The sequence below is a fragment of the Shewanella waksmanii ATCC BAA-643 genome (assembly GCF_000518805.1).
Lineage (GTDB): Bacteria > Pseudomonadota > Gammaproteobacteria > Enterobacterales > Shewanellaceae > Shewanella > Shewanella waksmanii.
Window position 1 is genome coordinate 207,074 of sequence record NZ_JAEH01000002.1, and the last position, 13,472, is coordinate 220,545.

A 13,472-nucleotide genomic window follows, 5' to 3' on the forward strand; every position below is an offset into this window, starting at 1 on the left:
AATTGAGGAAATTATGCTTAATACCCCGTTTTCCCCATGGCCATGCTTTTCAAACGAAGAGGCTAGGATCATCCATTATGTGCTGTTGTCAAATAAAGTAAATTATTGGACTGGTACAGAAGGGCGAAATTTTGAAAGAGAATTTGCAGACTTTGTTGGTACTGATTATGCGGTTGCGCTAGCAAATGGCACCTTAGCGCTTGACTTAGCATTAAAGGCTTTAGAAGTAGGCCCTGGTGATGAGGTCGTCACCACGCCACGAACATTTTTAGCATCAGCATCTTCAATTGTTACCGCCGGAGCTAGTCCAGTTTTTGCTGATGTTGATTTGAACAGCCAGAATATCACTGCTGAAACGATAGCAGAGGTGATAACAGAAAGAACCAAAGCCGTTATAGTCGTTCATTTAGCTGGAATGCCTGCTGAAATGGATTCGATTATGGCGTTATCGGAAAAGTATGGTTTTGCGGTGATAGAAGATTGCGCTCAAGCTCATGGCGCGATGTATAAAGGTCGCTCAGTTGGCAGTATCGGCCATATTGGTGCGTGGTCATTCTGTCAAGACAAGATTATGACAACAGGTGGTGAAGGTGGAATCGTAACTACCAATGACAAGCAGTTGTGGCAAAAAATGTGGTCTTACAAAGATCATGGAAAGAGTTATGACTCTGTTTATAACAAACAGCACCCACCAGGTTTTCGTTGGTTACATGATTCGTTTGGCACAAATTGGCGTATGACTGAGTTACAAGCTGCCATTGGTCGATATCAACTTAAACAGTTACCAAATTGGACTATACAACGCCAAACTAACGCGAATGCTTTGGATAACGCTTTAAAAGCGTTAAACGTAGTTAGGTTAGTAAATGTTCCGCCCGAATGTTCGCATGCGGAATATAAACATTATGTATTTGTTAACCCTTGCCATCTTCGGACTGGCTGGTCTCGTGATCGTATTGTTGACGAAATTAATGCTAGAGGAGTGCCTGTTTTTCAAGGGAGTTGCTCAGAGGTCTATTTAGAAAAAGCGTTTGATGACACTGGTTGGCGCCCCAAGCAGCGTCTAGCGAATGCAGTAGAGCTCGGCGAAACCAGCTTAATGTTTTTGGTTCATCCTACGTTGAAAGAAACCGAAGTAACTCTCATGTGTTCAATAGCCAAAGCCGTATTACTCGAAGCTTCAGCTGAGTAAAAGATGACAGAATAGTTTAGTTTTATTAAGGTTTAAGATGAAAATTGCAGTAGCAGGTACAGGGTACGTAGGTCTTTCAAATGCAGTGTTGTTAGCTCAACATAACGCAGTTGTCGCTGTGGATATAGTAGCGGAAAAGGTTGAGCAAATTAATCAACGGGTTTCGCCAATCGCTGATGACGAAATTGAACATTTTTTTGCTAATAATGACCTTAACCTCGTAGCAACGACAGATACATCGTTCGCATATAAAGAAGCTGATTATGTGATCATCGCAACGCCGACGGATTACGACCCTGTAGACAACTTTTTTAATACAGAATCGGTAGAAGCAGTAATTAAGGAAGTAATGTTAATTAACCCTAACGCTGTGATGATTATAAAGTCCACAGTTCCTGTTGGGTATACAGCTGCAATCAAAGAGAAGTTTGCTACCGACAATATTATTTTCTCTCCTGAGTTTTTAAGAGAAGGCCGGGCGCTGTATGATAACTTGCATCCATCAAGAATTATTCTTGGTGAAGACTCAGAGAGAGCTAAGAAGTTTGCAAGCTTACTTTGTGAAGCCGCGGTTAAAGAAAGCATTGAAGTGCTATTCACCGATAGTACAGAAGCTGAGGCTGTTAAACTTTTCTCCAATACGTACTTAGCTATGCGAGTGGCTTATTTCAATGAATTGGACACGTATGCTGAGACACATAATCTCGATAGTAAACAGATAATTCAAGGGGTAGGCTTAGATCCCCGTATCGGAAACCACTACAATAATCCCTCTTTTGGTTATGGTGGATATTGTCTTCCAAAAGATACTAAACAGCTAAAAGCGAACTATGCAGATGTACCTAATTGCATTATCGGTGCAATCGTTGAAGCTAATACAGTAAGAAAAGATTTTATTGCTGAGTCAATTCTTAGTAAACAACCAAAAACTGTTGGAATATACCGACTAATTATGAAATCTGGCTCCGATAACTTCAGGGCTTCTAGCATCCAAGGCATCATGAAACGCATTAAGGCTAAGGGTATAGAAGTTATTGTTTACGAACCTGTACTCAAAGATGGAACTTTTTATAACTCGGAAGTTGTTAAAGATATCAATGACTTTAAAAACCGATCGGACGTGATAGTTTCAAATCGTATGGATACAGAGCTCTGCGATGTGGAAAGCAAAGTTTATACGCGGGATCTTTTTGGTTCAGATTGAAATCTGTGTTAAACCCTGGGGTGGAAAGTTTCAGGGTTGTTTTTTGTGTTAGCATTCTGCTTGTGTTGTGATAGTGCTTTGTGTGTGGGGTGGGGGTTATGCTTCCGCTATTGTCATGGACTCCGTAGACTGTGTTATAATCGAAGCCTTTGTAGTCATTTAAAAGTTGTTTTATGTCCCAGGACAAGCAGAAAGAGCAGGATATGGATTTTTTGCAATATGTTTTCTCCCTCAAACGTTCTCACAAACGATTAGTCAGCGTATTTGTAGACTCACTTTCCATTCTTGCAGCGTTTTGGTGCGCTCTTTATGTTCGAATTGACGCCATTGCAATTTTAAGTAAAGTCGATTTATGGGGACTGGTTTTCTCTTTGGTGCCGATTAGTATTATCGGGTTTCATAAGTTAGGCTTGTACAAAACCGTACTAAGATATTTAAGTTTACAGGCACTGACAGCAATTTTTTTGGGTGTAATTTTATCAACATTATCAATGGTCGTAATTGACTATTTTCTTAATATTGGTATTCCTAGAACGGTTCCATTCATTTACGCAGCGTTTGCGCTTATTTTCGTCGGCGGAACCAGGGCCGTTATACGATCTTTAGTCGGCTCGGGTTTAAAACGCATTGGGGAACCCGTAATTATTTATGGTGCCGGAGTCGGCGGTAGGCAGTTATTAACTGCTCTAGTACAAAGCCATGAATATTACCCTTTTGCTTTTGTTGACGATGACAAGAGTCTTCATGGAACTGTCATCCAAGGGGTTCATGTACATTCCCCTTCTATAATTAGAAAGTTAATTCGTCATAAAAAAGCTACTAAAGTCTTACTTGCACTTCCTAGTGCATCAAGAGCTCGCAGACAGCAGATCTTAATGTCATTGGAGCAACTTGCTATTCAAATTTTAACTATGCCCTCTATGGCCGATATTGTCAGTGGTAATAAGCAATTTAGTGATATTAAGGAGGTAGAGATTGAAGACCTCCTTGGTCGGGAATCAGTTGAACCTCGCAGCGAATTAATGGCCGCCAATATTACTGGAAAGGTAGTATTGGTTAGTGGAGCCGGTGGTTCTATTGGATCAGAGCTGTGCCGGCAGATTATTAAACTTGCACCGAGCAAACTTGTACTGTTTGAGCTTTCCGAGTTTGGACTCTATTCAATTGAAAAAGAGCTTTTGGCTACTATAAAGCAACATGATCTAGCTGTTGAAATTTTTCCCATGCTGGGCTCTGTTCAAAGAGAAAATAGGGTACAAGCCGTAATGGAGGCTTTTCAAGTTCAAACTGTTTATCACGCTGCGGCGTACAAACATGTGCCTTTGGTAGAGCATAATGTTGTTGAAGGTGTAAGAAATAATGTTTTTGGAACTTTATACACAGCTAGGGCTGCAATTAATGCTAGCGTAGAAACTTTTGTTTTGATTTCGACTGACAAAGCTGTCCGCCCCACTAACGTTATGGGGACAACTAAGCGTATGGCTGAGCTGATATTGCAATCTTTAGCAAAAGAAGAGCATAAAACTCGTTTTTGCATGGTGAGATTTGGCAATGTACTTGGCTCTTCAGGATCCGTTGTTCCATTGTTTAGAAAACAAATTGCTAGCGGTGGGCCGGTTACAGTCACTCACCCTGAGATCACTCGATTTTTTATGACAATACCCGAAGCATCGCAACTAGTTATTCAAGCTGGAGCTATGGGCAAAGGCGGTGATGTTTTTGTTCTGGACATGGGGGAGTCAGTTAAGATCGTCGACCTCGCTTCTAAGATGATTCGCTTGAGTGGTTTTGAGGTCAAAGATCTTAGAAATCCAGAAGGCGATATTTCTATCGATTTCACAGGTCTTAGACCAGGTGAAAAGCTCTATGAAGAATTGTTGATTGGCGATGATGTCACGGGCACTGAGCATGAAAGAATTATGACGGCAAATGAAGTGTATCTTACTTGGAATGAGTTGGAACCTATATTAAGTCGACTTGATTTAGCATGTCATAAATTTGCCCACGAAGAAATAAGAGAATTATTGATTACAGCCCCGACAGGTTTTGCGCCAACTGATGGTATTTGTGATTTAGTTTGGCAGGTAAAATCAGAAGGGACAGATGACGATAACGTTGTTAATTTAGTTTCCTAATTTTTAGTAGAGAACATAAAATGAAAGTAGTCATACCGGTAGCAGGCTTAGGAACACGTATGTTGCCGGCCACTAAAGCAATTCCCAAAGAGATGTTACCTTTGGTTGATAAGCCATTGATTCAGTACATCGTTAACGAATGTGTTAGTGCAGGCGTAAAAGAGATTGTTTTGGTCACGCATGCCAGTAAAAATGCCATTGAGAATCACTTCGATACCTCTTATGAGTTAGAGTCGACACTAGAAAAGCGCGTAAAAAGGCAATTGCTTGAAGAGGTGCAATCTATTTGTCCCAAAGATGTGACTATTATGCATGTCAGGCAGGGTGAGGCTAAGGGACTAGGTCATGCGGTGCTTTGCGCTAAGCCGTGTATAGGGGACAGCCCCTTTGCGGTTGTGTTGCCCGATGTTATTTTAGATGAATATACCGCAGATCAATCGAGTCAAAACTTAGCGGCAATGATGGCTAAGTTTAAGGCAAGCAATGCTAGTCAAATCATGGTTGCGCCAGTAGCTAAGAGCGATGTCGATAAATACGGTATTGCAGATTGTGGCGGAGAGGCAATTACCGAGGGTGAATCGGCTGTCATCAAGCGTATGGTCGAGAAACCTGCCGTAGACCAGGCTCCATCAAATTTAGCTGTTGTTGGTCGTTATGTGTTATCTGAAAAAATTTGGCGTTTACTAGCAAAAACACCTGCCGGTGCAGGTGATGAAATTCAGTTAACTGACGCAATCGACATGCTTATTACTTCAGAGCCTGTAGAAGCTTTCCATATGAGCGGTAAATCTCATGATTGTGGTGATAAGCTAGGTTATATGATGGCATTTGTTGAATATGGCCTACGCCATGAAAAGCAAGGTGCAGACTTTAAACGCCAGCTAGCGCAACTTATAAAAGACTAAGGCGCTATTTTTGCGGTCAAAGGGGCTGTGGTTTTAAACATAGCTCCTTCTATAGCATTAAAGCTCGTTGATAATTCGCTTTGCCAAAACCACTGTTTTAACCTCTCATAATCTTGCTTTTCCTGTCCAGACAACGAAGTGAAATCACTGTCCAAGCAGGCCTGTAGCTGTTCAAAATTGGTTAATCTCCATCTATTGTCGCTTTCGCTAATGAGTGGCAAACTTTGGGCGTAATCATAGTGGCTGCGTTGGATATTAACGCCTTGTGTTGCTATTTGTTTATAGTCAAAACAGTAAAACCGAAAAGGGGTGTTGTTGGGCAGGGCATCGATGAATAAAGATGAGCTGTCTGTGATCAGCAAATCTATCTGTTTTAGTACATCATAGACATCATCGCGTTCAGATATATCAATGATATTCGCTATCGATTGTAATCCCTTGGCTAAATGGGCTTCATTGGGGTGAAAGCGAATCAATAGTAACTGATTGTTGCGTTTGAGCTGCGCCGACAGTGCTTGCCAGTTAAAGCCTGCATCATAGGGAGAAACATTAGTTTGAGTAGCAGTTAGGCCACTGTCTCGCCATGTGGGCGCATAAAGAATCACCTTTTGATACGACCCATTGAATAGCTTTGACAAGTCAGTTTGGCGATGAGGGTAGCAGGCATAAAAATCGCTGCGCGGGTTGCTGCAGAGTAATGTTTCGCTTTTGGTTAGTTTAAATGCCGACGTAAACAGTGATTGTACTTGCTCCGATGGGCACAACATCACATCAGGTTTTACATACTCTTGATAGTACTTTACCGATTTAAGCCATTTTTGCATGGGCTGCTGGCTATGATACACCTCATACAAAGGTCCTTGGTCGATATCAAATTCAATTTTTTTCAGTGGACTACCGTGCCAAAGGTTGGTCTTTATCGCGCCGCCGTGAGTGTAGCGGTTAATGTCACCGACATAACTGCTGTAGAAATAGAACTTAGCGGTTAACGAGTGATAAATCCCTGGTAATGACCATCGATGATAGGCTTCGTAGCCTTTGGCGTTGAGTTGTTCTAGCACTTGATTGTCAGCACTTATCCAGATAGCACGCATAAAGCCATTGAGTTGCCAGTGCAAGAATAAGTACTTACTGTTGTCAGCAAACTTATTTTTATAGCAACCAAATACGGCTTTGTGTTGCCGAGTGAGCAAACCACAGAGCACTTCACAAATCTTGGCGATTAGCCCTTTTATATATGATATTGCGTGTGTTTGCTTCATCGTTTTTCTCCGGTCATTACCAGCATTCGGCTATTCTGGTTGGGTATGAGTTGTCTAGTGATGCTGTTGTTGGCTTAAGTCGACTTTGATGTCAGTGGTCGAAATCTCGTCGGTACGGGCAAGGTAAACAACTTGGCAATGTTGCTTTAGATGGTCAAAGTGACCCTGCCAATCATCTCCCATGGCGAATATATCGATATGATGGGTGGCAATATCTGTCACTTTTTGCTGCCAGTGGTTTTCGGCGATGACATGATCAACATATTTACACGCGGCAACTATTTCTACCCGCTGGGCGTAGCTAAAAAAAGCCGCCTTACCCTTTAAGGCATTAAATTCATCCGTAGAAACCGCCACAATTAACTTGTCACCCATTGCGCGTAATCGTTTAAGTAGTCGCACGTGGCCGTAGTGAAATAGATCAAATGTGCCGTAGGTTATGATAGTTTTCATCTCTTTTCTCCTAGTGAGACAAGCCACTTGTTAGCCCAAAAGATTGTTTAAGCGTACTCATAATCAAATGCGAATATTTACGAGTATTGGGATCGCGAGTGAATGACATCTCCACTAAACGGCGTTCCTCTTCTGGGGCATTATTTGGCAGTAGCAGCTGCACAGGCCCGAACACGCCGCGAGTTTGAGGTTTGTGTGTTTGTGTATTTGGGCTTGGCGCGTGATGATTGCTGGCGCTGGCACCAAATAGGGCGAGTCTGCCGCTAACGACATGTCGCAATTGGGGTAATATTGATAGCAAGCGATTGTTGAGGTTAAGGCGCCAGCTTAGCAGTGGGTTACCCTGATTATCGGTGAGCTCATCGGCTATAAAGGCACTACCTGGGTGGCGTAACAGACTCGCCATACTCAAGATGAGTGTTAGCAATACAATGATTGGTGCGCTCAATAGTACAGCGAGTCTTAGCCATGGATTGGTTTGGTTAGATTGGGTTGTTGCCTGCAAATCATTAGCAGCCAGCAAACTAGGATCATCAACTTCGATGTGCCCGCCGTTATCAAGGTTAATGAGTAAATTTTTGCTAACAATCACATTGTTAAGTTCCAGTCCTTCACCTACATAGGTGTTAGGCAGTACCACACAATTGTTAAGTATGGAGTTAGCGCCCACTAGGCAGTGGTCACCAATCACCGCGGTGTTGTTGATTACGACACTAGCATCTAGCCAGCTTTTCGCTGCTACTAAACCCATTGCTGCTCGCATTGATTGCCTATCTAATTGCACTTTTTCACCAAGATAAAAGCCACCTAATTGTTGGTTTTCAACAAACAACTCACTTGGTGACAGCCCCTTTATTTCACCTTGAACTAGCTTAAGGTTGGCTTGGTGGTAGTTTTGCAGGCTATCTAAATGAAAATTGTGACCGTGTAGAACCAGTGTGACCGCATCGCTATGGCTTTGGTCTTGAGTTAATGGCCAGTTCAGTTCATCAATAAACGGGATAGCGGCTGGCAGCAACATCATGCCAGCGCTAATGCCCTGCATTTTGGCTTGTACATAGGCGTCAGGGAAGCGGGCCGAGAATTCGACAAATTTTTCCACGCAGGGGCTGCGCAGCATATCACCGCGGATAATCAACGTAGGTTGGCCTCGGCTGATTGTCAGGCGGTTAAGTGTATCGAGCGCGTTCTCTTCTGGCTTTGATAGGAAGTACTCAATGTTTACCCCCCAGCGTTGTCCTTGTTGTAAGTATTGCTCTATCTCCTTGGCGTCTGTAGAGATAATCATCTTGATGTTTTTTATGCCGGCGCCGGCAAGATCTTCGAGGGTGTATTCAATCACTCGCTTACTGCCGACACTGAGCATCGCCGGGCTGTAATGCTGATTTAACGGAGTAAGTTCAGATCCGCTTCTATTGGCTAGTATGATGGCTTGCATAATATCGTCCTTATACACGTAGAGTGTTAAACCGTTAGTAAGCACCGCGGGCAGTGAGTACCGCAGGGATCGTTTTTAATAGCAGACTGATATCGGCAGTCAGTGACTGTTGGTAAATATAATCAATGTCTAGCTGTACTTGTTTATCGAACGGGATGTCAGACCGGCCACTGACCTGCCAGATACAGGTAATACCTGGCTTGATATTCAATCGTCTGCGTTGATGTTGGCTATATTGCTCCACTTCAGATAGCAGTGCAGGTCTTGGGCCGACCAGCGACATATCACCCTTAAGCACGTTCCACAGTTGCGGCAATTCATCGATAGACGCCTTACGGATAAAGCGGCCGACACGAGTGATACGCGGGTCCTGTTTCATTTTAAATGTGACGCCACCTTGCATTTCATTTTGCGCTTGCAGCTTTTGTAAGCGCTGCTGCGCGTCGGTGTACATAGAGCGAAATTTCCACATTTTGAATGGCAGGTTATGTTTGCCTGCTCGTTGCTGGCTAAAAAATACCGCCCCTGGTGATTCAATTCTGATGAGCGTGAAAACCAACATGAATAAGGGAGACAGCAGTAATAGTGCGATGCTGGCTACCACAACATCTACAATGCGCTTAGCAACAATATTTAGTCTTAGCGCTAATTTATGGGTGACTCGGGTTAATACCGCCTTTTGGTAAGCCAGGTCTTGGCTGGCTAAACGGTGTGCCAACTCTTGTGTCGACAATGCTCTTTGGCTTGGGGGTGTTTGCGCAGCCTTACCAGCACCTTGCTGCTTGAGGTAGCGATTAACCCGATAAAGAAACAGTGGATTACCAATAATATAACGGCGCCACATGCGTTTTGGCTCGGCGAGCAATCTGCATATCCACTCCATTCCCATTTGTCTTACCCACATTGGCGCGCGTTTTATACGATTTGAATAAAAGTCAAATAATCCACCCACGCCCATAGCCACACCGACTTGCAGTTCACTCTGGTGTTTCTGTAACCAAAGTTCCTGCATTGGCGCACCCATGGCGACCAGCAGCACAGCTGCGCCGGATTGGTTAATTTTATCTATCACAGATTGATTAAGTTGCTTATCAGCTAAGTAGCCATGATGAGTGCCTGCAACCTTCAGATTTGGAAACTGTTGCTGCATATTTTGTGCAGTTTGTTCAGCAATACCCGCACGGCCACCTAATAAGAATATAGCCAGGCCTTGTTCCGCCATTTGTTGACATAGCAACGGGAACATATCGGTACCGTTAACATTGTCTTTTAAACTGATCCCTGCTTGTTTAGCCGCTAAACGCATGCCTAATCCATCGGCAAATACTTGCTTACATGTTTCAAGTGATGAGCGGTATGTGTCATTGTCAAAGGCGATGTTCATGCAATCAGCATTAACAAAAGCGTAGCGCGAGACGTGAGTGTTGTCTGTCGCTGCGCTCATTACCTGCGTGAGCATGTCATCCATACTGACGTTGTTGATGCGGGCACCAAATAGCTCAAAGGTATCACTTTGCGGCAAATTCGATTGACTGCCTAACGCGGTGATAATCGTTATCCTAGCCAGTGCCAGTAGGTAACTTAACGCACTGCTGTGGGCGTCAATCAATGCTTGTTGTTGGCATTGGAAATTAAGCCCCATTTTTTGGTGAGCGTCGTCGAAGCTGATGAATCCGGGTTTTAGGGTTACCACGGTGCCAGATTCGAAACTAAAACGCTGCGGTGAGCCTAGGAGGTTTAGCTTGCCACTTACCACCTGCAACAACTCTGGTAGGCGTGAGAATATATTGTCACCAGCTAAGCGGTACACTATGAGTAATTGTTGCTGCTGATCTAACAGCTCAATACGCTCGAACGCGGCGCGCAGGCGCAATTTTTGGATAAGAGAGAAAATCGCAATGATAGGGGCGCTGAGGATCAGCAGCGATAACGCGATGATAATGTCAATGCAGCGGATCAGCATAGTCGTGGTCGTATGCTTGATTTGGCTTCGATTCATATTCAGCTCCTAGATTAGTTGCGATTGACTTAAACTGTCGTCACGGTTTCTTAAATCTAATAGATACATAGCAGGAGCTGTGCCAATATTTTATTTGCATTAATTACAGTGCCTTACAATAAAGTGGTGGTGAGCAGCTAGGGGTAATTTGCAGATTGCAAAGCGGTTTGCATTGTGAAGACGACAACGGAAATTAATCAGGGCAGATGAAGGACAGCCTTGCTTCAACAACCTCATGTGGTGTCCATAAGCTGAGGCGAACAAAGCTCATCCTTATCATGTCTCAAGTTTACTGCTATAACAAATCGTGTATTAAATCGGGCGCAGCGATTGCGCGGTGTCATAGCAGCTAAATACCGCTGGGCGATACGGGTTAATTTAGCTGTTTTTGATGTCAACGCTGCGGCGACAAACGCTTTACCCTGGTGATTAGCGTTTCTTGCTGGCTTTGGCATGACAATCAGTACTGTGACGCTCGTACACCATCGCGACCAATGACCCATCGCTGTCTTACCCCTATGCAGTACTGGCCGATTTTGGCACAGGTATTAAATACACTTTTAGGCAGTACATAAAGCAGATAAGCGGCGCTAAACGTCACCACAGTGCGACCGGTCTCTTCCATTAGTAATGCTGGGGACTGGGCGATGGCTTTATTTATCATCTCTTTAGCCGTTGTCCCTTGACCACTGCGTACTGCCTGTCTCGCCAAGTACCTAAGTTGATAAGCACGGGCCTTACTCTCATGCTGCTGCAATAATTTAGGCGCGAAAATGCGGGCTTTATCAATCATCTTTTCCCAGGATGCCAGTTGCTTGTTGACGTCTGATGATAGCCCTTCAGGGTTAAGACGGTAGTAGGTGAGTGGCTGTGGAATACCCGCCATCTGCCATTTTGTGGTCGCTATCATTCTTAACCAACACTCAATATCTTCAGATTGACGGAAGGTCTCATCAAAATAACAGCTATGGTCGCTCGCATGGCTATAAGATTGGAAGCGAATATCATTGAGCGCCGCTCGCCTGATCACGGGCGCGGAGCCATTGCCAACAGGATTACGACATAGCAATACTTCAGCGCTGATATTGTTGAGCTGAGGCATTTGGAAAATGGCAGTCATAGTGCCATCATGTTGCATAAAAGCACTGCGAGAAAAGCTAATTCCGACTTTAGGGTTAGCATTGAGGTGATCAACGTGCAGTTGCAGTTTGTCTTGGTGCCATTGATCATCAGAGTCAATAAAGGCGACATAATGGCCGATAGCGTGACGAATACCGGTATTACGCGCTGCCGCTAAGCCCTTATTGTGTTTATGATTGATAATTCTAATGCGACTGTCATGGATAGTTTGGCAAATTGCCAGACTATTATCCGTTGCACAGTCATTTACCAAGATTAGTTCAAAATTGTCGTAACTTTGATTGAGTACTGACTCAATGGCACTTTTTACAAAGCGTTGCACGTTATAAACCGGCATAACTACAGATACTTTAATATTCATAATGTGCCTCCCGAGGCGATTTTTTTACTCGGTTTGCGCGAGTAGGTTGTAGAGTTTGATAGATGTAAAAGCTGAAAAGTGGCATGGCGATTAAATGCAGCAACAGTATGGCGAGCGCTATCATCAATAGGCCAAAGTAGCTGGCAATCACAATGGCAATGGTGAGCGCTGCTGTGAAACCTAAGTTGTAAATCAAGTTGAGTTTACTGCGGCCCATACTAATCAATAGCTGGCTGGTGGCTTCACCCAGCGGGCGAAATAAACCACTTAGGCACAGAAGTATAAAAATGGGTAAAGCACCGGCATCGACCCATTGCGAGCCATAAATAAAGGGCACGTATAACGGCGCTAGCACAGCTTGAAGTCCAATAATTGGCAGGGCTATCATGAAGATAAGTTTCAATGAGCTGACATATTGCTCACTACGTTTGTCAGCGGGCGCTTCGCATAGATTTGAATAAAGCGCCGTACCGTAGCTTTGTACTAAGCCAAGGCTAATGCCTAAACTGGCATTGAATGCAAAAAAGTAAACACCTAGTGCTTCGACTCCTAGCAAGTAGCCAACTAGTAAGTAATCAATATTCTGTCGCATAGCGATACTCAGATCAGCCAATCCGACCTGAATGCCAGGTGTACTCAATCGCCCTAGTGCACGGGCAGATTGTGTTGGGTAATTGATAACGGTTGCACGGCGGTGAATAGCAACCCAAATCAGCACCACAAGCACTTTAGGGATGATGATGGCCCAGATCCCAAGGCCGAGTAATGCCAGTGTCCCGGTGAGTAAACTGTCAAAAATGGTTTGCCATAGCACGGCGCTACCCACTACACGCATATTGTTTTCTTTGAGGTTTTTAGCGGCATGTAACATGCCCAGCGGCAGCAACAGATAGCTAGATGCCATTACCATCATCGGCAGTATTAGCTCACTTTGTTGATAGTAATTGGCAATCGGCACACTCAGTATTGCCATCAGTAAAAAAGCGCCAACGCAGGCTATCCAATTGAGCTGATTCGCACTGCGCTGTGAGGTATTAAACTCGCTATCTGGTATGGCAATCAACATTGCGGAACTTATTCGCTTAGTTGGCGTATGGATGAGTTCAAAGCAAGTGAGAATGATGGCGACTTGGCCAAAGATTTCTGGTGTGAGTAATCGCGCAATGATGATGCTGGAGCCTAAACGTACTATGCGTCCGAGTACTTGGGCTGAGCCTAGCCAAAAAATACCTGTGCTGAGCTTGTGGCTCATGATGGTTTTTAGCGCTTGTTTTAATGCCTGCATAGCACACCCTAAACTGGTTTCAAGCAATGACATATTGCTTGTTTACTGTTTAGTTACAGGAATCGTGCCAATTAACTAGATTTTCATATGTTATTGTT

The 13,472-nt window shown here is 43.9% G+C and carries 10 protein-coding genes; 4 read left to right on the top strand and 6 right to left on the bottom strand.

The window, feature by feature from the left end; all coding sequences use genetic code 11:
• Positions 1–13 precede the first annotated feature (13 nt).
• The 4 genes from L865_RS0102490 to galU all read left to right on the top strand — a co-directional run bounded on the left by L865_RS0102490 (position 14) and on the right by galU (position 5,436).
• Positions 14–1,192: a DegT/DnrJ/EryC1/StrS family aminotransferase gene (locus tag L865_RS0102490; protein ID WP_028771781.1), complete on the top strand. Its 1,179-nt coding sequence runs from the start codon at positions 14–16 to the stop codon at positions 1,190–1,192.
• Between the two features lie 37 nt (positions 1,193–1,229).
• Positions 1,230–2,396 (top strand): nucleotide sugar dehydrogenase, encoded by a 1,167-nt coding sequence (locus L865_RS0102495; RefSeq protein ID WP_028771782.1) that lies wholly within the window; start codon positions 1,230–1,232, stop codon positions 2,394–2,396.
• Between the two features lie 203 nt (positions 2,397–2,599).
• Entirely contained in the window at positions 2,600–4,531 is a 1,932-nt protein-coding gene (locus L865_RS0102500; protein ID WP_028771783.1) for a polysaccharide biosynthesis protein, read from the top strand.
• 20 nt (positions 4,532–4,551) lie between these two features.
• Positions 4,552–5,436 carry a UTP--glucose-1-phosphate uridylyltransferase GalU gene (gene galU / locus L865_RS0102505; RefSeq protein WP_028771784.1) on the top strand — a complete coding sequence of 295 codons (885 nt, stop codon included), beginning with the start codon at positions 4,552–4,554 and terminating at the stop codon, positions 5,434–5,436.
• Here galU and L865_RS22945 read toward each other — a convergent pair.
• From L865_RS22945 to L865_RS0102535, 6 genes are all read right to left on the bottom strand, one after another.
• The gene (locus L865_RS22945) at positions 5,433–6,698 is read right to left on the bottom strand and encodes a CDP-glycerol glycerophosphotransferase family protein (protein ID WP_051484407.1); all 1,266 of its coding nucleotides are present in this window, start codon (positions 6,696–6,698) and stop codon (positions 5,433–5,435) included. The two genes, galU and L865_RS22945, sit on opposite strands and share 4 nt — an antisense overlap.
• A gap of 54 nt (positions 6,699–6,752) precedes the next feature.
• Positions 6,753–7,151, bottom strand: a complete 399-nt coding sequence (gene tagD / locus L865_RS0102515) for a glycerol-3-phosphate cytidylyltransferase (protein ID WP_028771785.1) — start codon at positions 7,149–7,151, stop codon at positions 6,753–6,755.
• 10 nt (positions 7,152–7,161) lie between these two features.
• A complete protein-coding gene (locus L865_RS0102520) occupies positions 7,162–8,589 on the bottom strand; it encodes a sugar phosphate nucleotidyltransferase (RefSeq protein ID WP_028771786.1) in 1,428 nt (475 codons plus the stop codon).
• 34 nt (positions 8,590–8,623) lie between these two features.
• Positions 8,624–10,588, bottom strand: a complete 1,965-nt coding sequence (locus L865_RS0102525) for an exopolysaccharide biosynthesis polyprenyl glycosylphosphotransferase (RefSeq protein WP_037470387.1) — start codon at positions 10,586–10,588, stop codon at positions 8,624–8,626.
• A 460-nt stretch (positions 10,589–11,048) separates the two neighbouring features.
• Complete coding sequence (locus tag L865_RS0102530; RefSeq protein WP_028771788.1) at positions 11,049–12,089, bottom strand: glycosyltransferase family 2 protein; 1,041 nt, start codon at positions 12,087–12,089, stop codon at positions 11,049–11,051.
• Positions 12,079–13,374, bottom strand: a complete 1,296-nt coding sequence (locus L865_RS0102535) for an oligosaccharide flippase family protein (protein ID WP_028771789.1) — start codon at positions 13,372–13,374, stop codon at positions 12,079–12,081. The genes L865_RS0102530 and L865_RS0102535 overlap by 11 nt, the downstream gene beginning before the upstream one ends.
• Positions 13,375–13,472: the final 98 nt, after the last annotated feature.

Coding starts and splice junctions, on each gene's coding strand:
- L865_RS0102535 (WP_028771789.1), bottom strand. CDS start 13,374: ATGCAGGCATTAAAACAAGCGCTAAAAACCATCATGAGCCACAAGCTC.
- L865_RS0102530 (WP_028771788.1), bottom strand. CDS start 12,089: ATGAATATTAAAGTATCTGTAGTTATGCCGGTTTATAACGTGCAACGC.
- L865_RS0102525 (WP_037470387.1), bottom strand. CDS start 10,588: ATGAATCGAAGCCAAATCAAGCATACGACCACGACTATGCTGATCCGC.
- tagD (WP_028771785.1), bottom strand. CDS start 7,151: ATGAAAACTATCATAACCTACGGCACATTTGATCTATTTCACTACGGC.
- L865_RS22945 (WP_051484407.1), bottom strand. CDS start 6,698: ATGAAGCAAACACACGCAATATCATATATAAAAGGGCTAATCGCCAAG.
- L865_RS0102490 (WP_028771781.1), top strand. CDS start 14: ATGCTTAATACCCCGTTTTCCCCATGGCCATGCTTTTCAAACGAAGAG.
- L865_RS0102500 (WP_028771783.1), top strand. CDS start 2,600: ATGGATTTTTTGCAATATGTTTTCTCCCTCAAACGTTCTCACAAACGA.
- L865_RS0102495 (WP_028771782.1), top strand. CDS start 1,230: ATGAAAATTGCAGTAGCAGGTACAGGGTACGTAGGTCTTTCAAATGCA.
- galU (WP_028771784.1), top strand. CDS start 4,552: ATGAAAGTAGTCATACCGGTAGCAGGCTTAGGAACACGTATGTTGCCG.
- L865_RS0102520 (WP_028771786.1), bottom strand. CDS start 8,589: ATGCAAGCCATCATACTAGCCAATAGAAGCGGATCTGAACTTACTCCG.